This is a genomic window from Tunturiibacter gelidiferens (assembly GCF_013410115.1).
Classification (GTDB): Bacteria; Acidobacteriota; Terriglobia; order Terriglobales; family Acidobacteriaceae; genus Edaphobacter; species Edaphobacter gelidiferens.
The window spans coordinates 2,088,174-2,112,204 of record NZ_JACCCV010000002.1; the positions used below are offsets into that span (position 1 = coordinate 2,088,174).

Here is a 24,031-nt window from a genome sequence, read left to right on the forward strand (position 1 = left end):
GCTACATCGGGAATGGCCAAAGCGTCAGACGGCCAACCACGACGCGTGCTCAGGTCGGCTGAGCCTGGACCCTTTAACCGGAGGCCATCCTGCTCCGCGAACATCTCTAGTGAACCAAATTGTGCCAACCTTATGCTCAAGACGCTCGTATCCCTATCTGGGCCAGAGTGCTTCGTACTTTACTCTGCCAATTGCTCATATGGCTGAAGCTGATCGCTAATCCCTCGTCTGATTTGAGCTCACGTAGTTTGAACTCGGGCCGATTGATATCACCAATCCGCTCCAAGAGTCGATCGTAATAGAAGATTCGGGCCTTACCGACGTTACTAAACTCAGCCACGATGAAATCCTCTCTTGCGCCTTTGAAACGCATCAGAAAGCAACTGATTGCTTGGTTCTCCTGAATTCTGCAATGATGGACTCGCTCCAAGGACAGCGAGGTGCGCAGTCGCTGCAAATCGGAAGGGCAGAGTGCTACAACAGAGTCCACCACCTGATCAACATAACGAAGCCAAAAGTCCTTACGACCGTGTGGATCTTTCCCGTCTGGGAGCACACTCTTGAAGAAGAACACCAAATCCTTCGTGGCACGCCATGTCCTGAACTTGCGTTGGGCTGCGGGCTCAATCCCGGTCCACTTAGGGACATTCTGTGGAAGTCGCGGATCGCCGAGCCGAGGATGGTCGAGAACAAACGCTTCAACGCGCTTGCGGAAGGAATCGTTACGGTCGGTATGCGGAGAAAGAATCAGAGACGCAATCGCGAGCTGGAAAGTCGCTAGCATGACAAGAGGAAGTTGGAGAGTCGCTAGCAATCCATCCAAATTGCCAACGCGACCATTATCGATCTCAGTCAATTGCTGTTTGATGTAAGCAGTTAGCACGGCGGAGGCAAGAGGCGAGGTTGTTGATACTCCCCATCTCTCAAGGAGCCCTGCCAACGATCTATCTTCCGCAGCGGACAAACGACTCAGAAATACATCGGCGGTAGAACTGAAAATTGAGTTCGCTTTCTCTTTATAGAGCTGGAGCATTGGAGTAAAGCCGCCCTGTTGATTCGCGAGAATCCGCAACATTTGCTCAAAAAGCTCATGTTCGGCATGTTGCCCCCAATTGCCAAAATAGACCTGGCTCAAGATCAAGAGATTTGGTTTGACGACGCCAGACCGAACCCTTTCCGCAAGTTGAGATCTAAAGCGCGGGTTCAAAAGCATTTCATTGTTCCATGCGAGCAGTCGAACCTCGCCCGGCTCGAAGCCATCCAGGTCTTGGTCGGCGTGCTTGAAACGAGCGATCAACCTCTCAATCCGAGCTGGGTCCGGCGGACGAATCGCTGCTGCTTTGGCTTTCAGCACAGTCACAGCAGCATCGAGACGTTTCAATTCAAACGCGGCGTCGCACTCCTTGGACAGACTTGTAAGGCTAATATCGCGGGGCAAGGTCGCTAAGCTTTGGAGTGCATCGAGGAGACTCATTTATGGAGGTCCGCCTTGATCTCTTGTGCCGCATCCTGAAGCGCAGTAGACCGGACCCGGATGCGGAAGATGACGCGCCGGAGATTGGGATTATTCTCAGGCCCGGCCTCATGGATGGCCTGTTGCTCTCCGCGCCCGCTGGCTGATAAGCGATCCAGAAAGAACTCTCTCTCGCGAACTTTGTCGTGGCCGGTGAGATCGTTTAGAGATTCCTCGACGACTTTCATAGAGCGCTCCTGGCTAAGAACGAGGTTTTGCGCTTCGCCTTGTTCTTCGGAACTTCCAGCCGCTCGCTGTCTATCGGTGTAACCCTCCACGATCAATGAATCAACATCGTTCTGAAAGTCATTCACAAGCATTTTCGAAATGGGGGGGATGTACTTCTGTAGGAATGCCTTGCCCCCCTCCTTCAAATCCGACTTTCCTGTCTCAAAATTCATGAGTCCTTCCGGCACGATTATGACTACCGCGTCTCCGTCTTTCTTGATGTTCTGCTGATCAAGGTTTGCTTCCTTGAGTTGTTGCTGCAACTCCGCTAGCAGTTTGTCCTTAATACTTTCCTGACGTCCTTCCTGTTCGTGTACAAAGGCCAGGAACAGCAGAATGAAAATCACAACAAGTGAGGACATCAGATCTGTAAATGAGCTCGAAAGATGATCGTGCTTCTCACGGGATCGCATTTACTTCGCTCCCGATTGAAGTGCATTGCTGAATACCGACGTCAACTCTTCAAGCTGTCGTTCGAGCTCTTGAATCTGACTCTGAAGGACACGAGAGATTTCCGGCAGGTAATCGTTCGAGTGTTTGACGATTACTCCGAAGTTGTTTTCTACCGTCTGTACATATTCCCGCATTCCTGCGTTTATTTTTGTCAGTAGAGTTTCAATCTGCATATCGAGAGAACCAAACACTGTCTTCGCTTCGTTCAGACTGCGGTTGTACTGATCCAGAATGCTCTGGTTGCCTGCACTTGTCTGTTTCAGCTCCTCGACAACTTGTCTGCTCAGAGCCACAACCTCAGCCTGGCGCCGCTGCGTATCGTCGGTGCTACGAGCGACAACGGTCAAGGCTGTAGTGTAGCCTTCGACCTGCCTCGCTGCCGCTTCCATCGACCGAAGAGCGGACGCATTTCGGTCTAATACATCGGCGAGCAGACCCTTCGCATCAAGCAGGCTTTGGCCAGCCGCTTTGAACTCTGCGCTTCGAGCCTCGATAGATTCAAGAAGACTCGTCAATTGTTGGCTCGTAGCCTCTGTCCAGGCCCCGCTCTTAGCAATCAGCGCATCCGTGGAACTCTGGCTTCCTTGCGCGGCGTCACTTACAGTACGAATCATCGTTTCAGATACGTCTTCTACCTTTCTAGACAGATCTGAAATCACGTTCGTCAGAGCACCCGCGATGTTCTGCAAATTGGAACTTGCATTCTTGCCCATCTCTTCGATGAGACCGCGCATGAGTTCACGCAAAGCGTCTGCCTGTTCCTGGCTCGCTTTGGCTTGATGGTCAGAAGATGTATTCGCTGCGTCCACTAGGTTTGAAAGAGCACACCGGGTAAGCTCGAACTGTGCATTCATTTGCAGCAGCATCTGCGAGGTACCGGAGAGAGTCTCCTGAACCGCCGCGAATTCGGAGTGCGCAGATCCCGTCAGTTGTTCATGGAACCGCGAACCCATATCAGACAGAGCTCTGGTGATCGACGTTTCCAACGTTGCGACCAAGGATCGGAACTCTCCAACGACTGAGTCTTGCTTCTGCGATTCAAGACGCTCCAAAGCGCCTTCCATTTTTTGAATGGCAGGGAGAAGTTGCTTAGTCAGCTGTTCCGCGAGGTCAATCGAAAGGCTCGGAAGGATCGTTTGCTGAAATGCTCCCGTGAGTTGGCCCACCAGATCGCTACTGATATTCGATAGGGAGACAGACTGGCTTAGTGCTTCCTTTCGAATGTCGATGAGAACTCGCTCTTGCGTGATGCGTGGAAACACCCTGTCGAACCGACCGCAAATCTTCGCGTACAAAGTCTCGAATCTGGTCGCAAAGAAAAAGCGCTCAGCAAGGACAAAGATAAGACTGGAACCAAGGGCAAGTACCGATGTGAAGAATTTCCCCGAGAGGGCGTTTATTAGGTCCGATAGCCCCAAAACTGCCTTATCTGTGTATCGGAGATCTGCCAAGCCTAAGAGCAGTGCACTGAATGTGCCCAGAAGACCTAGTGCCGTGAGGATTCCAGGGACTGCTTGGTGGGAAACGTCTGCATACTCCTCGAAGAGTTCCTCGGAGCTGAACAAATCCCGTGCAGCGTTCGATACGAACCAACGATCTTCCGAGAGGGAGGAAGCAAGCGGCAGCAGCGACCCTTCGATGGAGTTCCACCAGTATCGCGCATGATCATTTGAGTTTTGAAAGGCTGAACGCAACTGCTTAATTCGGTCGAGTGGCAGGCCATCAATACGTTCCTCGCTGCTAGCCTCCGGTACGGAAGCGAGGAGAACGAGGATTGCCCTATTGGCGGCATGAACCTTCATTGCTTGCCAGATCATCCTGACAAGAAACGCTATCCACAACGCGACTATAAACGCAGCAAAGCCACGCAGGAAAGGTGACAACGACTGGACGATGTGTCGGAAGATTGGCAAGGCATTCCTCAGCCATGGACTCTTCCGAACGAAACCGCACTACAGTCCGCTTTCGGAACCCATCCACGGTCAACTCCTCAATTTTTGGAACACATCCACTTTACTCTGGATATGCTGTAGAGAGAAACATAAAAGGCGATTTGTGCGCAGGCGGCCCCCACGCGTGCGTACCACCTATGATGAATGACTTGATGAATGTCGGCGCTTGCGGTCTAGAAACGACACACGTACCACGACTTGGAAGAGTGCTCGAAGGTCGTAGATGCCAATCTTCCTAACTGAGACCCATCGGCGTCATGACCGAACGATTACACCGAGCAAAGCAAAATTTATCTCTGAGTTCATTCAGCTTTGAGTTGTTTCCTTATCTGTTCCGCTCGCCGTTTGATCCCGACCTTCTGATCGATATCTAAAGCTGCATCGTATGCGGCGAGGGCTGCGGGTAGGTCGCCTTTCAATTCAGCACACTGGCCTTGAAGCTTTCTCAGAAGCGCCTTTCTCTTGATATCGGCAGATGGAATCTGGCCAGAAATTCGGTCTAAGCTGCCGTAAAGGCGTCGCGATAGCTCTGGGTCGACCTTGTTTGAGCCATTCTTCAGCGCAAATTCAACTGCCATCATCACCGTTGCATAGTCGCCCTTCGTGAGCCGAGCCTCCTGCCATTTCTCCATTTCGAGGAACTCGCCGTCCCAGCGGTATGAGAACACCCCAAAACGCGCGTAGCCAAGCTGAATGACGCCCTGAGCGGGGAAGACATAGAAGTCCGCCCAACCCGAAACCGGAATCCAGGAAGCGACCTCAACTCCGGTTTGGAGATTGAAAATTGTTAGTTTTGATCCGTCATCTCCTTCATAAGAGTTCGCTGTTTGGCATGCAGCAACGCTGCCGTCGGCGGAGAGCCCATTGTTGAATAAATTGGCTTCGAACCGGCGTTTGAAGAGAGCCTTTCCCGACCGATCAAAAGCTAGAAAAACACCCTGTAAGCCGCCCCCCAGGCACCAGTCGTTCAGAATGAAATTACCGTTATCGGCGACCTTTCCATCATTAGGACGACCCACTGCGCCTTGTGCGATCACGTCCTTTCCGCGGAGGAGGAGGTACTTTCCTTTTCCTTCGGAACGAGAGCCGCCTCGAGTCCCGGAATCATTTGCGTCTCTCCAAGCCAAAGTAAATTGTCCATTCGGAGACTTAATACTCTGGCCAAAAAAATGACGGGAAGGAATGTCGATGAAATCGGTTTTCGATTGTTTGACTGCTTGCTCTACCCTCTTCTGGTCTTCTAGCATCGTCAGTGACGACGCATTGCCTTTCTTACCCAACAACCAACTCAAAATGCCCATTTTTGTTAGTGCCTCACATCCGTTCACTTTTCGACCGCAATGCCATAGTGCCCTAGGTATTATGCAGGACGTCTCTTCCATGTCGTTTCGTAGTGGTGTTGAGGGTCTCACGTGTGTTTCTAGAAGGGAGAAATGCTTTTTCCACGATCGCTGCGTATCTGCCGCCACCTTAATCGTCAGGTGCATCCTTTGTGATGTCGGCAGGATACTTCAGAACGGTTGCTAGTTCTACGAAGCGGCAGAATGCATTAGCCAATCGAATTTGGCGGGGAGTTCTACATTCACCATGGAGGAGAACTGGACAACCCACAATGATAGAGATCGCTCGTGCACGAGATGTCGCGACGTTTAGGCGGTTAGGGCTGTAAAGAAATTCCATCCCACGTGGAGCATCATCACTCGATGACGAAGTCAAAGAGTATATAGATATGGGAGCTTCCTGGCCTTGAAACTTGTCAACAGTGCCAACTCGCGCAGTCGGCATCGCCTTGAGAAGTTCTGCTACCTGGGCGTTATACGGCGCAACAACCAAGACGTCATCCCCCGTGAGCTGACGCACATCCCCGTTTCTGTCAGTGGTGGTGGAGTCGGCGTCCAATAACTCTCGCAACAGCACTTCTATTGCGCGAACCTCTTCGATAGCCCGATTTCGGTTGCCGTTGTGCTCGACTTCAACGAACCACAGACCAGGGTGATCGAACGGTGCTGCACCGGTGACCCGCTGAACGTCGAGCCCTGCGATTGACTTCAGTCGAGCATCATAAAACATTTCAGATGTGAACCTGCAGATCGTGGGATGTAACCGCCATGTGTGTTCAAGGAAAAGACCTGCTTCAGTAGAGATTGTCTTCTTACCTCCTAACAAATGTTCAAGGGCGGATGAATCGGCACCTTCGGGATGACTGCCTTTGATTGGCTGTTCTAGTTGTTGAGGATCACCCAGCAAAACCACGCTCTTAGCGCATTGTGCGACAGCGAGAACATTCGCGAGAGACATCTGACCCGCCTCATCTATGAATAGGACATCAACCGCTTCGAAATAATCGGGCCGCGCCCACATCCATGCAGTTCCAGCAACCACTCTGCACCCAGACCTTAGCGCATCAAGAGGGCCTACGTTTTCCGTACTGTAGGAAAGCCCTGGAGTTGGTGAGGCTGGGATCTCATTCACCTTTTGATGACAGTCAACGTCCTTGATGCCTTCCTTCTGCGCAACCTCGAGAACTCCTTTGAGCAAGTGAGAGATGACCTTATGGCTGTTTGCCGTGATCCCGACCTTCTTACCGTGCTTCACTAACTCGCACACCATTCGAGAGCCCGTATATGTCTTTCCGGCTCCGGGAGGCCCTTGAATTGCTAAGACAGAATCTTGGAGGTTGAGTGCGAGCGATTCAGCCGTCCGTACTACATCTCCACCGTTAAAATCGATTGCATTTCTGCCCCCCGTGAATCTAGGCGATTTTCGCGAAAGAAGGTCGCGTGCGCACTGATATGGTCCCCGATCATGAATCCCGTGATCACGTACATATTCGCCTAAACGGTAGAGGGAGTCCGCGAGCACATCGGTATTGGGGCCTGTCGGATCCGCATAGATACAGCGCGGATTGTCTTTGGCGGTCTTTTTGGTCTTTTTGATCCGAACCAGCTGGGTCGCTAAGTCAATGTCAACGATCTCGCCGAATTTGTTGGCCTTTGTTCGAACCGTATCACCGACTTGAATCTCGCAGTCCTGTCGAGGGAAGGAGTATATGTCCGTTGGGATTTGTTTAGACACGGAAAAGGTTGACTGAAAGTTGAGCCCAGAAATTGCTCCGCGCTCATCAACGAGTTCTTCCTCAGTCAGATCTCCAAGTCTGAAGAACTCCCACCAATCAGCTTTTGCCTCTCGCCGGTGCCAATCCAAGAGGTTTGAGAGGAGCCAGCGACCACTCTGTTCTTCATCTCTTCGTTCTGGCTCGATTGGGATACCTTGTCGAAGCTGGTTTGCAAGGTCAAGGTTCCGTTGCTGCTGATTAGTAACATTGGTTGACGCGGAACCGCTTAGTGAAATTGGTCGTGAAAAGACTGCTCCACTTCTCACTTCTACACCTCGCAATCGTTCAAGCCAATTTCTCAGGCTTCGTGTCGACCAGCAATCGTCTTCGTTGTAGGCCAAAACTTGGCAGCGTGTTGTATCGGCAATTCCCTCTACACGAGCGAGTTCGAGGGCATGCTGCATAACTCGCATAGCTGTTGCGGCTTCGTTCAGGGGGATCGTCCTCTTGAATTCGTGGAAGGGTTCAAGCGACTTGAGTGAGTATTGCTCCACACTAGCCCGCATTGCTCGCTTCACCACAGAGTGGAGATCGATGAGTACGCTGGCTCGAAGAATACTATCTACTTCCTCTTCGCGAGTCGCATATCTACCCATGAGCCGCTTAAGAGCAGACGGTTCATATGCGCCGAAGTGGTACACATGCATGAACGGATCTTGTCTCCATCGTTCCACTATCAAATCAATAGTCCATTCGAATGCCTCTTTTTCTCTGTCATCGTTGAGTGCCCATCGATGACGGTATTCCTGTTGGGAAGACATCTCCAGCCCAATGCCAAAGAGGTATTCGCGTCCGCTTACACCAACGAATGGGTCTCCTTCCAAATCGAGGTAAACATCGTTGATTGAGGGCTCGGGTAGAATGGCGAAGCCGTGCGTTTCTGAAGGAGGAAAGATTTCATAAATGAATGTGCCCGCAAGCTCAGCTTGTACCTGAACTCTCGCCTGCTCTCTGATCCGCACGAACCCCTCGGACGATCCACGCTTGGGTTTCTGAGTTAGCGGAAGGGAAAGTTCTGCTAGAGCCGTCCGCTTAGTGACGTTCCAATCGACCAGTTCCTTCCGCTGAAAGCTGGTGATGCCAGCAACAAGCGAGAGATGGTCGTCATCACGGCGTCGCTTGCGACAGTCTGAACCCCACCTGCAAACATCGCAATGTTCCGTCGGCTCAGGGTATGTCTCGGATAGGCGTGCTGAAGTTACGAAAGCCTCTAAGCGAGAACGGATTGTCCGGTGATATGCAGAGTAGTCAAGAACACGGTGCGATTCTGGGAGAAAATGAACGCCAGGCGAGATCACATGCATAAACTCGGGGCTTACACCTTGAACGACTTCCAGCAAATCCGAATAAAGAGCCAGTTGCAATACCGTTGAAGCCTTGGTTTCAACCGCCAGCTTACAGTCATAGACTTCATAAGACCAAGATCCTAAATTGCTTGGTTTCGTGACCCTTCTGAGGACGTCCGCTCGGCCATACCAATTGTTATATTCCAAAGCGGCTTGAACAATTACGTCGGCCTGAGCTTCCATTGCAGCAACAGTTTCTCGGAGTGCTGACGGTTCGGACTCGTTTCGCAAATCGCGAACTATTAAGCCCGCTGCGACTAAATGCGCGACGTACGCCTCCTCGTGAGCGAGACCTCGCTGCCTCATCACCTCGGCGTCGGGGGCGGCCCATTTCGGTGCCTGCCTGAAACCCATGGCTACTTGATGATCTAGGAAAGTTAAGTGGCCGCAAAGAAGATTGTTACCGAGATCGGTTGCCGAGAACCGGATTGCGCTAGGCGTCAATTTCATAACGTTATTTCCCTGGCTCAGTCATAGGTAAAACATCATCTCAGATAGGCACCTATCCTTGGTCAAGGATGAAGCTCTTTTCACAATGGTAGTTCGCCATTCTGTCACCATCGCGTGAGAAAGAGTCTCTTAGGCAAGATACACAGAGCTGGATTTCTCCAGACATGCGGCAAGTGATTAAATCAACTTAACGGATGCTCTGGCCACGAATGTCTGGGATATCGGCGCATCAGTTCGCGTCGCACTTGCGGATAGAGTCTCTCCCAGAATCCGGCAAGATCGGTCGTGGTCTGCACAGCCCTTTGGTTCGGCGCGAGCAGATGTACTACCAGGGGGGTACGGTCGGCTCCAACACGCGGAGTGTCTCGCATCCCGAAGAAGTCCTGAAGGCGAGATGCTATCCAAGGGGGCTTGTCGCCACTGTAATGAATCTTGGTCTGACGCCCATTCTGCAACCGAACGCTCGCTGGAGCGAGTTCCCTGAGAAGCTTTGAATCCGTCTTTTGCTCTAAAAGGAGAACGAAGTCCTTCGCCGCGCCTTTCAGATCGGCAAAGCTTCGAAGTCCAGAACATAGTTCACGCAATGCTTGTGCGATATCGGGCTGCATAAGACCGGCGAACTCAACCCGTGCCCGGAGTTGCTCCAGCGAATCCCCATCCACGAAACGCTCGATACCAACTTCCAACGCCCTGCTGCAGAGCAGATCGGATGCGGCCTCCGGCTCCGGTAGTGTGTCTTGCGACTCCTGAATCACCAGATCGTCGTATAGCAGAGTGCTGACTGCCTCTACCCGTTCTGCGACACGATTCCATGTCACGCTGGATTGTTCCCGCACACGATCCGGAAACAGGTCGATCAGCCATTCGGGCTCGACTCGGGACGTCACGCGTACTAGAGGGAGCGGCTTGTCTTTGCGATCCTCCGCATCGGTCGCAACCATGAACTCATAGGCAGGTGGCTCGCCTGCGATCTCCGCCGAGACTCCTGTCGACAACCGCACCTGATTCCCTGCCCTCCTTCGCGCAACTCGATCGGGGAAACCGGCAAGGATGGATATGAGCAACGGATCGTCATCGTGCCTGGTCTGCTTCGAAGGGCGAGCAATGCGACGGAGCTGCTGAATGTGCTGCTCCGTGCGGTAGTCATGCCGCGACTCCATTGCGTCGAGAAGGTCGCTTTTCTCGTTCCGTGTACCGGACCCAAGCAGAGCCGCGGCGACACATCCGTCTTCACCTACGCCGCGCTCCATAGCCTCTACTAAAATGCGCGACAGACGTGGGGACAAGGGATACCGCGCCAGTTTTTCGGCCATCTTTCCGGTAGCTCCAAGGCGATCGAGCAGAGACTCGGCGTTCTGGAAGGCCGACACTGGCGGCGCGTCCAGCCAATCCACCGTATCGGAGTCGTGAATCTGCATCGCCCGCAAAGCCAGGCAGAGCTGGGATAGGTCGCTACGCAATATGTCTGGAGTCTCGTGTTCTGGACGGAACAGATAGTCTTCCTCAGGGTAAAGGCGGAGCACCTTGCCCGGACCGGTGCGCCCTGCTCGACCTGCTCGTTGCTTCGCCGAAGCCTTGCTGACCCGACCAACGTGCAGGGTCGGCAGGCCCGTCCATGGAGAGTAGGTCGCTACGCGAGCCAGACCACTATCGATGACGGCAGTTACGCCTTCGACCGTCACTGAACTCTCCGCAACATTGGTGGCAAGAATGAGCTTTTGTTGTGGGCTGGGGGAGACTGCTCGGTCCTGCTCCTCCGGTGACAGATCGCCATGCAGCGGCAGAACGACCAGCCCGGCTCGGCGTGCCACCGCGTCGCACTCTCGCATCGTACGACGTATCTCGGCGGCTCCAGGCAAGAAGACCAGGGTATGGCCAAGATGGCCGTCGTCGAGCAGCGACTCCACTGCGCCTTTCACCTGTACGTGTAGCGGCGCGGGGGAGTACGGTAGATGCTTGATAGTGAGTTCGAACAGCCTTCCCTCGGACCGCAGTATTGGACAGCTATTCAGATATCGAGCCACAGGAGCGGCATCGAGCGTAGCCGACATCACCACGATCCGCAGATCGGGTCGCGTTCTCTGCAACCGCTTCAACAAAGCAAGCGCGAAGTCGCTGTCTAGGTGTCGCTCGTGGAACTCATCCAGCACAACCGCATCGACGCCTGTGAGGATGGGATCCGAAAGCAGCCGTCGCGTCAAGATGCCCTCGGTGACAAACCGTAGCCGTGTGCGCGGTCCAATAGCTTCCTCAAACCGGACCTGGTAGCCGACAGTCTCACCGACCTGTTCGCCGAGTTCGAACGCGACTCGCCGCGCCGCCAGTCGTGCCGCTATCCGCCGCGGCTCGAGGACCATTACTTCGCCTCTGACGATCTCCAGGAGAGCGGGCGGCACGCGGGTCGTCTTTCCCGCGCCCGGTGGCGCTTCGATTACGAGGTTAGGATCGCGCTGCAGAGACGAGATGATCTCCGGCGATAGTACGTCCACCGGAAGGGGAGATGTACGGCTCACACGTTCCATCGAACACGATGAGTTGAACACCGTCAATCGACCTCATCATCACACACCCACTTCACCGCCAACCTCGCTCAGAACGATTGCTAGTGGAAGCGATTGCATCCAGTAACACTGATTGACCGACACACATTACCGGTGCTATGCCGACATCCTTTTGTGGACGTTGATGGCGACGCTTTCCGGTATGCGGAGGGAGCAGTAACCGCGCTTGTTCCTCAACTCTGGGCGGTCAACCTTCAGGACACCGGGCTCGTCAGCAAAGATCTTCCTGACTACCTTCGGACTCAAACTCCATTGCTCCGCCAACTCCGTCGCCTTATAGTGCCTCTCCAGTGCCCTCACTACCGTACACCCCTTGAATCGCCCTTCAGTGCGGAGCGAATGAGGGCTAATACCCGCCAGGAGGGCCGGACCCTGATTATCGTCTCAAACTTTCTTCTACCACTTGCGCTGGTAAGGAGCTGGCCGCGGGCGGAGGACAGCGTCCCAGATTGCTGACCCACAAGACGGTGCAGGTACGCACTTCATCTAGTTCAGGGTTCTTCAGGCTATGCAGCCGGTGTGAGCTTTTCTAGCACATCATCTTTCAACTGCAGCCGGTACAGGTGCCCGCGACCTTGAGTTGCTGGATCCGGAACTTTCTCGACTAGGATACGGGTGGCGAGAAGGTCGGCGTGAACCCGGAAGCATCTGGTCGTCGCTCCGTAGCCAAGCTTCTTACTATCATCCCAACGCTCCCCGAGATGTTCACGAAGCAACCACGCCCATTCCTCCGGACTCTTGGCATCGTCGCTCAGATCAGGTTCAGCTCCTAGCAATTCGATCAACGGTTCGAAGAAGAGGCAGGGTTCCTTATGAGAGCCATCGAACAGCGCCACAAAGTTGAGAAACCCAGGGTGTTGCTGGAGGGTTCGAGTACTCGAACCCTCCAGCAACACGCGCTTATTTGCGGCATTGGAACCACTGAACAGGTCAAATCCTCCGACGACATGAATGCTGTTGTCACCAGAATCAGGGTTAGGTTGGAGGTACAGCTTCAGGAGGTGTCCCGATAGGAGCTCCCTCGCCAGAGGGACGTTGCTCTCAAGCACATTTCGTAGCTCGGAAAGATTCTCCTGGACGAGGTCTTGGAGCAGTTCGCGCGTGATGGTAACTCGCTGCCGGTCACGAGCAATCCGGATCTTCTCCATTAAAAGAACCCGTTCGCGGTCACGCTCGCGCAAGCGTTCAAAAAGAGAAGGCGACGGCGAGAGCTCAATGGAATTGGTCAGGTTCGTCAAGGCAGAGTTGCAGGCCTGCAAATGTTTCTCTAGCTCTGGCAGCTCGGAACGGCGAGCTTCGCTTTTCTCGCGCAGAACGGTCGCCTCCACCTCGATGATGACGTCCCTGACAAGTTCGTCGAAGATCTCAGGAACGAGTAGTTGTGTCGAGAGGATGCCCGTAAGCTGCTCAGCCACGACCTGCTCCGGAATGCTCATCCGGTTGTAACACCCTCGGTGCAGGCGAGCGTTCTCGCATTTATAGCGAGCCTTGCCCTGAAGCCCATTCGCGATCAGCTTCTGGCCGCACTCCCCACAATACAGAAAGCCACTGTACAGATAGGGCCGATTGGTGGCACGGTTGTATCCACCCTGTACCCTCTGGACCTGCCTGTCCTGCATCCGGGCAAGTCTCGCGGCGGCAGCATTCCAAAGAATGTCGGGCACGATACGAATCTCCGGACGCTCAAGACGGATGACTTCGTGCTCAGCCTTCTTGACCTTGATCAACTCCCCTGTCTTGGGATGTTCCGACTGATAGCTGGCATTCCAGACATACAAGCCCTTGTACTTCTCGTTGTGGAGGATGTCCTTAATGGCGCTGGTGCACCACTGGCTCCCCTCTTTGCGAGCCCGAGAATTTTGAGGTGAGGGGATCCTGTCTCGATTGAGGGCCTTCGCAATCCCCAGCATGCTTTCCCCATCCGCGAACAGCCGAAAGATGCGACGGACAACCTCAGCTTCTTCTTCGTCGATGACCAGCTTAGAGCCAAGTGTCCCGGACTGACGGCCTCCCTTGAGTGAGGCTGGATCAGCTATGCGAACTGACCGATACCCGTAAGCCTCACTACCGCAATGGTAGCCGTTTAGGACACGCCCCATCTGTCCCTCGAAACACTTCACTGAGAGACGGTCAACATATTGTTTGTCGATCATGGCGTGTAACTGCAACATCATATCGAACTGAGGATTCACTGTGTCGAGATTCTGAGCCACAAAACGGACCCCGATCTTGCAGTGTCTCGCAATGTCGATGAAGTCCATAATATCTTGGGGCTTACGCGAACACCGCGATGTGTCGTCGATGAGCACGTAATCGAAGGGTTTAGGTTCCTTTTCGAGCGTCTTCAAGAGCGCTTGGAAGCCCTCGCGCTTATGCTTCGAGGTTCCGCTTTTCGCTGCATCCGTATAGCAGTGATCTTGGAGCACTATCCAACCTGATCCGTCCGCATACTTAGTGCATGTCCGCTTCTGGTCCTCCAGCGAGGCAAGTCTCTGCATCGTTGATGAGTAGCGGCCGTAAAACGCAGCTCGTTTGATTGAGCTTCCTTCGGAGAGAATTCTATTCATTTACTTGCCTTTCCATAATTGGAGTTCTTGTTCTGCCTTGACTGCTTGGTCTTGGCCATGAGGCGATCGCGCACATTCGGCTGTCCCAAGATGTGGGTTGCGATGAGTCTTCCCAAACCTCGAGAGATTATTTGCAACAGCGAGTCCGACGTTGGCTGGAGCAGGATTGGCGTATCAATATGAAGGTGCACTTCGACGCGGGTCAGGCGTTTGCGCTCGCGAGTTGCGACTCCGTTGGTATTGGCGCCCGCGAGGGCGCCGTGATTAAGATTCATTTACTCCTCCGTTTCATGCTGTATGGATTTTCGTCGTTGATTCATTCTGGTTCCATGTTTTCGGGACCGGTAATCCTAGGGATGTACGCAAGCAACACTGACGCGGCGTGCTGTTCCAGCTTTCCCTAGACGCGGAACGAGACCCTGCCAGGCTCGGGTGAAGCCGGGCCTGAACCCGGCCCCACAACTCGTCGGTGACAATGCGAAGCTGGGGTGCAGACACGCGCAGAACATCTGCGGGAGGATTCGTATGCAACTCCATCCGCCCGGTGCGTGGGTTCGTGACCCGCTTCGTCCGGTTCCACACCACGGTCCCGATGTAGCGTTCCTGTCCGAGGATGCGGCGAATGCGCGTCCGGGTCCACGGAGAGAACGGCTTCCCAATCTTCGCGTCCGCAACATGTTCGGCATTCAAGGTTTTCACGATTTCGGTGATGGTCACGCCGCGGGCGAACATCTCGTAGATGCGCCGTACCGTCTCGGCCTCGGCGTCTACGATTTCAAGCCGCATACCCAAGACCTCTAAGCGTCCCTTCGCGTCGTCGCTTGGCGTAGCGTCCACGGGAACACTCCGATATCCGAAGCAACGCCCGCCCGATGTGAACCCGCTGATGACACGTCCCATCTGTGCGCGCCGCACCTTGTCCGACAAACGGGCAATATACTCTCCCTCAACCACTGCGGTTAACATCAAAATCATGTGGAAGTCTTCATTGCGTGAGTCGAGATCCTGATTGATGAAGTAGACGTGAACACCGTGAAGCGCGAGTGCATTCACAATGTCGAACACGTCGCTGCAATTGCGGGCGAACCGCGACGCTTCTTCGACCAGAACCATCCGAAATGGGCTCGGCTGCTCCTTCGCGGCGATGATTAGCGAGGCCAAGCCGTCGCGTCCCGCTGTTGAAGTTCCGGACTTGCCCGCATCGGTGTAAACATACTCATCTGGAACGATCCAGCCGTGCTCTTCCGCAAACCTCCGGCAGTGTTGCTTCTGATCTTCGAGCGACGACGCGCTCGCCGAGTAGCTCGCAACGCGCAGATAAGCTGCGCAGCGCATCTGTTCTGGTTCTTTGTCGTTCCGTTCAATGTTCATAATCGTTCCTCTCTGTCTTTGGTTGTTGTTTATCCGATAATCCTTTACACAACCAACCTACAAACCCCCACTCGGGTTTGTTGAAATTGAAAAATAAATGGTCGTGAGCCTACCAGCTAAGTTGAAATATCGATTGGGATTGAACCCCGACATCGAGTCACGGGGTTCTTTTCCGCAGAGGCTGCTCAAGTTATGGCTGGAATGCTGTGAGAGGACTTGGTCCATAATTTTCAAGGTTTGTCTGGATGATCTGGCCATAAGGGACGCCAGCGATACCGGAGAAGCGCTCCCTCTGCTTCGGCCCAAACGACCTGGGCGGCTCAGGCAACATTTCCGCGTTCATTGCATTGGCTACCAAAACAAAACGACGGTACTGCGCCGCCCTGCCGCGAAAACTTCCGGGACGCAAGAAGTCGCGCATCGCGACCACATGGATGTCCCCCCTCCTAAGACCGGAGCCTGTGTCTACCTTTTTCATAAACTCGCTAGCAATGGTCGTATTGTGAAGCGAAGCAATGTATGAAACTGCAGCAAATGCTGAGAGACGTAAGCGACGGTAAAACCCAGATACATATGCCACGTGAGTACGGACACCAGGATGCCGTTCAAGAACCCTCTGCAACTCGGAGTTGGAGATGCGGTGAGGACTCTGCAGCGTTCCACTTTCATACCGGCAGATGTAAGAGACAGTCGCTGCCAAGAGCTTCGAGTGTTTCTCACCCTTCCCCCGCAGAACGTCGCTGAATGTACGCGACAAACCGGTGTCGAACCTGTCGATGGCTGCACAGTCGACGTTCTTGGCGAGAAAAGTAGTGAAGCAAACATCAGCGGCGACGCAGGCATGCAAACGATGCATACCATTCATCACTGCTCCCGCGGAATCAAGGCTGATGACTTCGCCGTTGAGGGCCCAGTCTCCGTTGATCATATCGCGCTTATACAGGCTGACCGTCCGCTGGCAAATGTTACGGTGCCTCCTCGCCGACAGATTGTTCTTATTGATCTCGGCGGTGTTATCGAGCAAACGCTGGGCGTATGCAGGTGTGATTACGACGTTGGCAGATGAAACCTGGGACATTGTGTCGCTCCTATTGTGAAGGCCTTACAACGCCCCCGACACAACTCAATACCCAGTCAAAGCACCGATAACCAATTATTGCCGCCATTTTTTTTAAATGTTTGCGAACAGCGACTCCGCCGGATCAGATGGGCCGCAAGGGCTGTCGTTTTTTAATCTTTGATTTGGCTGACAATAACTAGGATTAATGGGGATCCGGCGGTATTAGAGGTGAGGGCGCTCGCGCTCTGCACCTAGATTGAAGACCGGAGTACCAGATGTCCATGGAAGTACATCTCACCAGTAAGCCTATCCCTGTGGTTGCAGCCACACAGGACGCCAAGTCCAATCAGAAACCCACTCACCTACCTCCTTTTAAGATTGTGTCTCCGTCCTCAGTCGGAACGAAGGGTTCTTCCCGGGGTACGATCTCGCAGTCGAATCAGACACCGCCTCTCGTCTCTGAGAAGTGCAAGCAGTCTTCTGTGAGCGGCGGTCGCGGAGAACGGGCCGACATAGTCGGTACAAACACTGAGCCAGTTCCCTCGCTGAACTCTGCTTCAATCGCCACGATGGCGTCGGCGACGGAGAATAGCGAAACGCATCAGCCAGAAATGCTACAGAGCGAGAATGACAGCGAGTCGACCTCTGAAGGACCCCCAGGCGATGAAGTCGTACAGGAGGCTGCACTGGAGACACAGATCACAGAACTCTGGTCGTCCCATGAGCGCAAGAATAACGCACTCCGCCGCAACCGCGGTGAACTAGCAACCCTCCGCAATTCCTTGGGCGAGCGTCTCTTCGAATTGAAGCAGCTGCATGCTCGGCCCGGACGCTCCGGAAGGTGGGCGGCGTTCTTGCGGCGCGAGAATATTCCACGCGCTACGGCAAACCGGTACGTTGAGAGGTGGAAGGTTTCAATCGACCCGAAGCCCGAAAAGCGGCTCACTGAGTCGTTTACTTCGCCCTCGAACGAAGAGATCACGCAGATGGTGAGGAAGCTGAAGCCGAAGCTGAACCGTAGGTTGACGTCGCCGGAGTCCGTGGCGCTGTTCATGATTGAATTGGCTGCAGCTCTCCAGCCACCTAAATCTGCCGCATAGCTCGGTGAAGGCTCTCGACTTGCAAATGCCCGGTGATATTACCGGGCATCGTCGAGTCGAAACTTTATGTTGCTGAAAGCGGACCACAGCGCGACAACTGCCCGCGGAATTGAATCATCCGCGGACGGGGAGCATTTCTTCCCTCTCGTGTTCCGTAGACACCGCACACTTACAATTAGCCGATCTACTAAGCTAATCCTCGGTGGACGGCGCTACACCTTTCTTACTCTTAGCCCAGCGACTTTCTGCAGCCTTCCTAGCGATTTCGCTACGGCGATTTTTTGAAAGAGCGTCGGCTCGGGCTCGTCCTCCACGCAGTCCGCCCTGGGTCGCTATCGCATTTCGCTCCTCGGGACTCAAGACCTCAGCCCGTCGCCTGCCTCCTCGGCGACCGAGGGCTACCGCGTTCGGATCTTTCGGCTTGTTTGGAGGTTTGGGTTTCACCTACCAAGACTAGCAATCTATGGCCGTGTAATCGGCATGCTTGACTTATCGTCAAGTCAAGCAATAGGATTTATAAATGACAATAACGAAAGAGCTTCATAAGACACTGATCGCAAAATGGACAATGAAACAGGCCCCCCGCCTCAAAGAACCGTACTCGGTGGGATGGGAGGATGGCTCTCCCGCCACGTTGCAGGACTATCGCAAGCATGCGGAGGACACCTACTCTCTCGTTTCTAATCGTGCGCAGGGGTTTCAAGAGCACATCTTCCCCGGTATCGTCGGTGAGGTGCGCTTTGAGACGAACGTTGGAGATTGGGTGGTGAGAGGTCCAGGCGTAGTCACAGCGGCCTTGGACGTGAAGAACCCAGATGCTCCCGATGATGAGATCTACGCCGCAATAGCGACTTTCCCAGTCGTCTATAAGGTTCGCATCATCCGTTCGTAACTGCCGTTTTCAGGTTCGAGCTGCCGCAGTAATCCCGAAGACGATCGCGAGGGGATCAACTCAAATGACCATCAGAGGAACATGGAGGAACCCAGCTCTAGCTCGCTGCGACGGGAAACAGTCGTATCAGTACTCCCGGCAAGCTGAGAAAGTAGCGCGGAAACAAAGTCAGAAGACTGGTGATCTCATCATTGCCTATCAGTGCTTTGACTGCTCTTGGTTCCACATAGGCCACGCTGACGAATCGCAGAAGATTGCCCGTCGTCCTCCAGATCCGCCATCACTTCCAGTAGTCTGCCAGCGTTGCAAGCAACTGATAAAGGAGGAGCGTCGCGAAGCTGCCAGACAATCCGGATCGACGACTGTCTATTGTTCCGGGAAGTGCCAGCAGAAATGGAGTCGGAAAATCAGGCACCTTCGGAGGTATGGTTCGCCACCCCAGATGAAGTGACTTGGTGCAGAAGCTCGAAGTCGAGCTTTTGCAGGACGGACCGGCTAACCTTGCAGCACTGATAGCTATCTTCGTTGTGTGCTCGAAGGTGGGCGCGATAAAACTGTGGCTGAGCAACTCCACAGGATGCGTGATGTCTACCCCTGGATTTGCCAACCAGTTTTCGAATGTATGACGACTACATAATTCCTGGACGTTCCCTGAAGTTCAACTCTGGATGGTCGAGCCATGTAGGTTGTCGATGTTAGGTGAAGTAGGCCCGCACGAGCAAGCATGTGAAAAGCGCATCGAGAGTCCCTAGACATAGCTTAGTCAAGAAGGAAAGGTCATGAACCCATATCATCGTCGTCCCAAGGCAGGATTTCTCAAGTCACGCAAACCGATCCATTCTTTCCTGGAGCGGATCAGAGGAGAATATCCTTTTGGCAAGCCCAACTGCGAATACTGTGTAGATTTCTCGATACTCGTGCAACACCTCAAAGATCTCAGTCACGGAGCGTATCAGTGGGCATCAAGGGCTGTGTCTGGAATCTGTGTCTCGGACGACAAGCGGTCTCGACAATATCTATTGGTGGGATATTCGAACCCCGAGCCGGAAGGACTTCCGAACTCACTCTGTTTCTGTTTCCCAGTATTTATATATAGACGTGCGCCTGGCGCTGAGCTCAAGCACCTTGTCTGCTTCGCTCCTGAATCCGTAGTACCTCTATCGAAGGGCCTTTACTGGGAAGAAGATCAACTTAAGAATGACTCATTGGAGGACTGGGATCGTTTCTGGAAGCCTCTAAGCGGATGTCTGCGGACAAACGAAGTAGCGCAGAATGCAGAAAGCGTTGCCGACGACGGCGAACGGCGGACTGAGCCGGGAGTGCTTACGCTCGAAGGAGTTCTTCATAAAGAATCGGTCACCGCTGTGGTGAGATTCTGGTCGCAGTCACGAGAGAGGCTCGAGGATGAAATTGACTGGTAGGGTCTTCACGTCGACGTGGCTATGGACGTCTTTAAAACTCAATTTTGGCTGATGATAATCAGGATTGGGGGAGACCGAGCGGTATTAGACGTGAGGGCATTCGCGCTCCGCACCTATATCGAAGACTGGAGTAACAGATGAGCAATACAAACTATCCCAAACCGTTGGCTATCGACGACGTTCACACTTCGCTTTGCAAAGACTATGACTCTTATGAGAGGCTGCCTGCCCTCCTCGACGTTGCTGACGACATGGCAGACGAGGATTGGCTCGTGCTTCTAGGCCAGTTGTGGTCGGGATTCGACAACATCGGCCCTTGCAGTGGCGACCTGTTCTGGGCAATCGCCGAGAGGGTCCCGGACATGGAGTCCGCGATCCCGGAGATGATGAACCATGAGGAGCGCGTGGCCTTTGAAGCGCTGCCTGAACAAATTACTATCTACCGAGGCTGTGGCCCAAAAAACATATTCGGCTTCTCGTGGAGTCTGGGCCGCAAGACCGCCGCGAAATTTCCATTTATACCGCGTTATCGGACTGACGAGCCAAAGCTCTTGACTGCCACGATCAGCAAGAGTAGGGCCGCCGCATTAAAACTGGAACGTGGTGAGCAGGAGGTCATCGTATTTGATTTTCATGACGAACCTTCGATCCGCTGGACAGAAGAGCCGCTTCTTACGCCATGCTGAAGACGGAGGCCGCCTGCAGTTTAAGACGGTAGAGATGTAAAACAATGAACTACGCACGGCAAGGATTATTCACACCGCAAAGCGACTGTTGGATCTACTCTGCTCGCAGTTCGAGCGGGCAGTAGAGTCGCTAAAAGCGCAATGAGGACCAATAGCAGCGTTGCGACGCCAAACGTGGCTGGATCGTGAGCCCGGACGCCGAACAAAAGATTTGCGAGTAGGCGCGTAGCCAGCAGGGCAAGCATAAGGCCAAGAACTGTCCCCGCGATAACTAGCCTCAAACTTCGTGCGATCACCAGGCGCAGAATGTCACTCTTGTCTGCTCCCAGTGCCAAGCGAACGCCGATCTCGTGAGTTCGTTGTGCCACCAGAAAAGCAATAACACCGTAAAGCCCTATGAGTGCAAGGGCAACGCCTGTCGAGGCGAAGAAGCTCATGAGAAGGGATTGAAATTTTGGTTGATCGGCGAGCTTGCTAACTCGTTCGCGCAGGGTGGCGATGTCGACTGGCAGGGTCGGATCGAGAGCCGCGACCTGTGAGCGAACCAAGAGCGCGGTCTGTTCTGGCAACAAGGAGCTACGAACGATTACGACGGAAGTTCGACCCCAGACGCCACCGGCTCTCCAGTCTTCCGGAAGGTTCCTTCGTAACAAATAGAACTCTGGAACATCTTCGTTGGCGAGGCCGCTGTTTTTGACGTCTGCCGAGACCCCAACGATGGTGCTCCATGGGTTTGAGGCCATGAGTCGGTCGAAGCGCAAGCGATGGCCAATAGGACTCTGATTCGGGAATAGCAACGAGGCTAGGCGTTTGCTCAGGATGATAGGGCGACGAGTCGAGGTCATATCCTCATCGCGGAAGCCTTCACCCTCCACGATAGGAATATCGAGTGCGCTGAAGTACTCGGGTGAAACCCTGCGTTTTGCGACAACACCACCAGTACCGGGAGGATAGAGGGGCCTTCCTTCGATAGCAATCTCCTGAAAACGCCCACTGAACTGATTCTCGGCTGGTGGGACGGAGTCGCTGATGGAGACCAGACTGATGCTCGGACTGAACCGAAGTCGAGCAGTCAGACGTTGAAAAAAGTCGAGTTGACTTTGCGGTGTGGCGTAACTGTGCTCCCCCAGCGTAATCCTTGCGGTGATGGTGTTGTCGGCCCGAATGCCTAGGTTTTGATCTTCGAGATTGCGGTAGCTTCGCACCAAGAGAAGGGCGACGGCGAGCAGGACCATGCTCGCTGAGATTTGCGCGACAACTAGCCACTGGCGCACGCTGGCGCTAGAGACAGAGGTACGGGTGCGGCCACTCAGCATTCGGCCCTCCGGCTTCTCAAGAGCAACCGCGAGGCCGAAGAAGACGCCGCACAAAATTGAAAGGATGACAGTAAACCCGACGATCCGAAGATCCAAGTGAACCATACTTAGATATGGGATGTTTGATGGTGCTATGGCGATGAAGACACGAAGAAGTCCTTCAGCAAGCACGCAGCCTGCAGTTGCTCCGGCCAGAGAGAGTAAGAGAGATTCGGTCAGCGCCTGGCTCGCCAGTCTGGCCCGACTGGCCCCGAGGGCAGAGCGGACTGCAAGTTCACGCTGTCGTGCGGCACCCCGTGCCATCAACAGGCTTGCGACGTTGGCGCATGCGATGAGCAGCACAGCAAATGCGGCACCAAGCAGGACCCATGCTGTAAGGCGCACATCCTGCATCTGGCGGTCGCGCAGTGAACGTACTTTAAGATGGAAGTCGGAACGGATCTCTGAAGGAATCTGGTTCTTACTCTGCTGGAAGAGTGGCTGCAAGGCGGTATCAGCTTGCTGAACAGTAAACCCAGGGTTGAGCGTGGCGAAGACTCTGCGTGGAGTGCCGAATCCGCCATTGGCTACTCGATCAGCCGCCTCGTCGACAGCGAGGGGAAACAAAACATCGGCTGCCTGTAGTCGAGGCATCTCGAAGTCTTTAGGAAGTACCCCGATGACGCGGGTTGGTGCACCATCAATTCTGATAGCCCTGTTCAAAATCCCCGGATCGAGGTTGAACCGACTATTCCACAAGCCGTATGAGATAAGAACTACTCTGGGACCACCGGGTCGGGCCTCTTCAGGTAGGAAACTGCGCCCGAGAATGGGCGAAACGCCGAGTGTGGACAAGAAATTTCCTTCGACGGACGGACAATCGAGTTGCATGGGTGTGCCTTCCGTCAGGTCACACTCTCCCGTGCTCGCGCTTTCGGATGTCATCGACGCGAAGACTTTCTGCCTGCTGCGCCAGTCATAGTAAAACCCGCTAAGCAGGAATTCCTGGGTTTCAAGCGGTTGGACAAGACCTAGAGAAACGATCCGTCCATCATTCGCGTAAGGTAGTGAACGGAACAGGATGCGGTCGACCACGCTGAAGACCGCAGTGGTCGCTCCAATGCCGAGCATGAGAGTTGCGACAATGGTGAGGGCAAAGATGGGATTGCTACGGAAACCGCGGATGCTGTAATGAGCATCTTGAAGCAGAGTCTCGGCGACATAACCGGGCCGTTGCTCATGGGATTGTTGTCGTGTCCGCTCCATTCCTCCGAACGCTATGATCGCCTGCCGTCGGGACTCACGCGGCGTCATGCCTGCGGCGACATTCGCCTGAGTCTGCTGCTCAAGGTGAAACTGCAGTTCTTCATTGATCTCATCGGGAGACTTGGAAATCATCAGGAAGCGAAGACGGGTTAGCCATTCTTTGAGCATCAGAGTCCTCTACTTGAGTACCAGAGCGATTGCTGTCGAGATTCGTTCCCAATCTTTCAGTTCGGCTTCTAGCTGCCTTCGACCTGTTCGGGTCAACGAGTAGTACTTGGCTCTGCGATTGTTTTCTGATGCCCGCCATTCCGCCAGAACCCAGCCCTTATACTCCAACCTGTGGAGTGCCGGATACAGTGATCCCTGTCCAATCTGCAGTGCATCCCTGGAAACCTGCTGAATGCGCTGGGCTATGCCCCATCCATGCATCGACTCTAGGGCAAGAGTCCTTAAGACAAGCAAGTCTAACGTTCCTTGGAGTAGATCAGTAGATGGCGGCACGTTCCCCTCGACTCTCTACAAGAGAATGCCCCGCCTCATGTCGAATGTCAAGGGGAAGAATAAGTGCTCACACTCAAAGCTGATTGCGGTACTGGCGCTGTCCCGAACGCCATAGCTCCTGAACCGAAACTGATTGGGCTCGAGTTAGTTCAGTCGACATTCGTCCGGAATTTGGGAAGCGGAAGATCAAAGGCCGACCGTTCATTTGTCCCTCTATTTTGAATAGCTTGCAGCAGAACCCATTTTCTATTTCT

15 protein-coding genes are annotated in these 24,031 nt (G+C 53.9%); 3 read left to right on the forward strand and 12 right to left on the reverse strand.

Annotated features, from left to right (window positions below; translation table 11 throughout):
* Positions 1-136: 136 nt before the first annotated feature.
* The 10 genes from HDF12_RS20770 to HDF12_RS20815 form a co-directional block, all read right to left on the reverse strand.
* Positions 137-1,474 (reverse strand): EH signature domain-containing protein, encoded by a 1,338-nt coding sequence (locus tag HDF12_RS20770; RefSeq protein ID WP_179586568.1) that lies wholly within the window; start codon positions 1,472-1,474, stop codon positions 137-139.
* The gene (locus HDF12_RS20775) at positions 1,471-2,154 is read right to left on the reverse strand and encodes an OmpA/MotB family protein (RefSeq protein WP_179586570.1); all 684 of its coding nucleotides are present in this window, start codon (positions 2,152-2,154) and stop codon (positions 1,471-1,473) included. The genes HDF12_RS20770 and HDF12_RS20775 overlap by 4 nt, the downstream gene beginning before the upstream one ends.
* The gene (locus tag HDF12_RS20780) at positions 2,155-4,107 is read right to left on the reverse strand and encodes a hypothetical protein (RefSeq protein WP_179586572.1); all 1,953 of its coding nucleotides are present in this window, start codon (positions 4,105-4,107) and stop codon (positions 2,155-2,157) included.
* A gap of 341 nt (positions 4,108-4,448) precedes the next feature.
* Complete coding sequence (locus tag HDF12_RS20785) at positions 4,449-5,447, reverse strand: hypothetical protein (protein WP_179586574.1); 999 nt, start codon at positions 5,445-5,447, stop codon at positions 4,449-4,451.
* Positions 5,448-5,616: 169 nt separating this feature from the next.
* On the reverse strand, positions 5,617-9,057 hold the full coding sequence (locus HDF12_RS20790) for a TM0106 family RecB-like putative nuclease (RefSeq protein WP_179586576.1): 3,441 nt from the start codon (positions 9,055-9,057) through the stop codon (positions 5,617-5,619).
* A 182-nt stretch (positions 9,058-9,239) separates the two neighbouring features.
* The gene (gene hrpB, locus HDF12_RS20795; protein ID WP_179587165.1) at positions 9,240-11,579 is read right to left on the reverse strand and encodes an ATP-dependent helicase HrpB; all 2,340 of its coding nucleotides are present in this window, start codon (positions 11,577-11,579) and stop codon (positions 9,240-9,242) included.
* A gap of 545 nt (positions 11,580-12,124) precedes the next feature.
* Positions 12,125-14,185, reverse strand: coding sequence for a recombinase family protein (locus HDF12_RS20800; protein ID WP_179586578.1), 2,061 nt, complete (start codon positions 14,183-14,185; stop codon positions 12,125-12,127).
* The gene (locus tag HDF12_RS20805; RefSeq protein ID WP_179586580.1) at positions 14,182-14,460 is read right to left on the reverse strand and encodes a hypothetical protein; all 279 of its coding nucleotides are present in this window, start codon (positions 14,458-14,460) and stop codon (positions 14,182-14,184) included. The genes HDF12_RS20800 and HDF12_RS20805 overlap by 4 nt, the downstream gene beginning before the upstream one ends.
* A 13-nt stretch (positions 14,461-14,473) precedes the next feature.
* The gene (locus HDF12_RS20810; protein ID WP_179586582.1) at positions 14,474-15,556 is read right to left on the reverse strand and encodes a recombinase family protein; all 1,083 of its coding nucleotides are present in this window, start codon (positions 15,554-15,556) and stop codon (positions 14,474-14,476) included.
* Positions 15,557-15,746: 190 nt separating this feature from the next.
* Positions 15,747-16,580: a hypothetical protein gene (locus tag HDF12_RS20815; RefSeq protein WP_218892517.1), complete on the reverse strand. Its 834-nt coding sequence runs from the start codon at positions 16,578-16,580 to the stop codon at positions 15,747-15,749.
* A 311-nt stretch (positions 16,581-16,891) separates the two neighbouring features.
* Between HDF12_RS20815 and HDF12_RS20820 the strand changes: the two genes are divergently transcribed.
* The 3 genes from HDF12_RS20820 (at position 16,892) to HDF12_RS20830 (ending at position 20,715) form a co-directional block, all read left to right on the forward strand.
* Positions 16,892-17,716 (forward strand): hypothetical protein, encoded by an 825-nt coding sequence (locus HDF12_RS20820; RefSeq protein ID WP_179586587.1) that lies wholly within the window; start codon positions 16,892-16,894, stop codon positions 17,714-17,716.
* A 520-nt stretch (positions 17,717-18,236) separates the two neighbouring features.
* Positions 18,237-18,608, forward strand: a complete 372-nt coding sequence (locus HDF12_RS20825; protein WP_179586589.1) for a hypothetical protein — start codon at positions 18,237-18,239, stop codon at positions 18,606-18,608.
* Positions 18,609-20,166: 1,558 nt separating this feature from the next.
* Positions 20,167-20,715, forward strand: a complete 549-nt coding sequence (locus HDF12_RS20830; RefSeq protein ID WP_179586591.1) for a hypothetical protein — start codon at positions 20,167-20,169, stop codon at positions 20,713-20,715.
* A 65-nt stretch (positions 20,716-20,780) separates the two neighbouring features.
* Here the strand turns inward: HDF12_RS20830 and HDF12_RS20835 are convergent, their stop codons facing one another.
* Entirely contained in the window at positions 20,781-23,444 is a 2,664-nt protein-coding gene (locus tag HDF12_RS20835) for an ABC transporter permease (RefSeq protein WP_179586593.1), read from the reverse strand.
* A 9-nt stretch (positions 23,445-23,453) separates the two neighbouring features.
* Complete coding sequence (locus tag HDF12_RS20840) at positions 23,454-23,777, reverse strand: PadR family transcriptional regulator (RefSeq protein ID WP_179586595.1); 324 nt, start codon at positions 23,775-23,777, stop codon at positions 23,454-23,456.
* Positions 23,778-24,031: the final 254 nt, after the last annotated feature.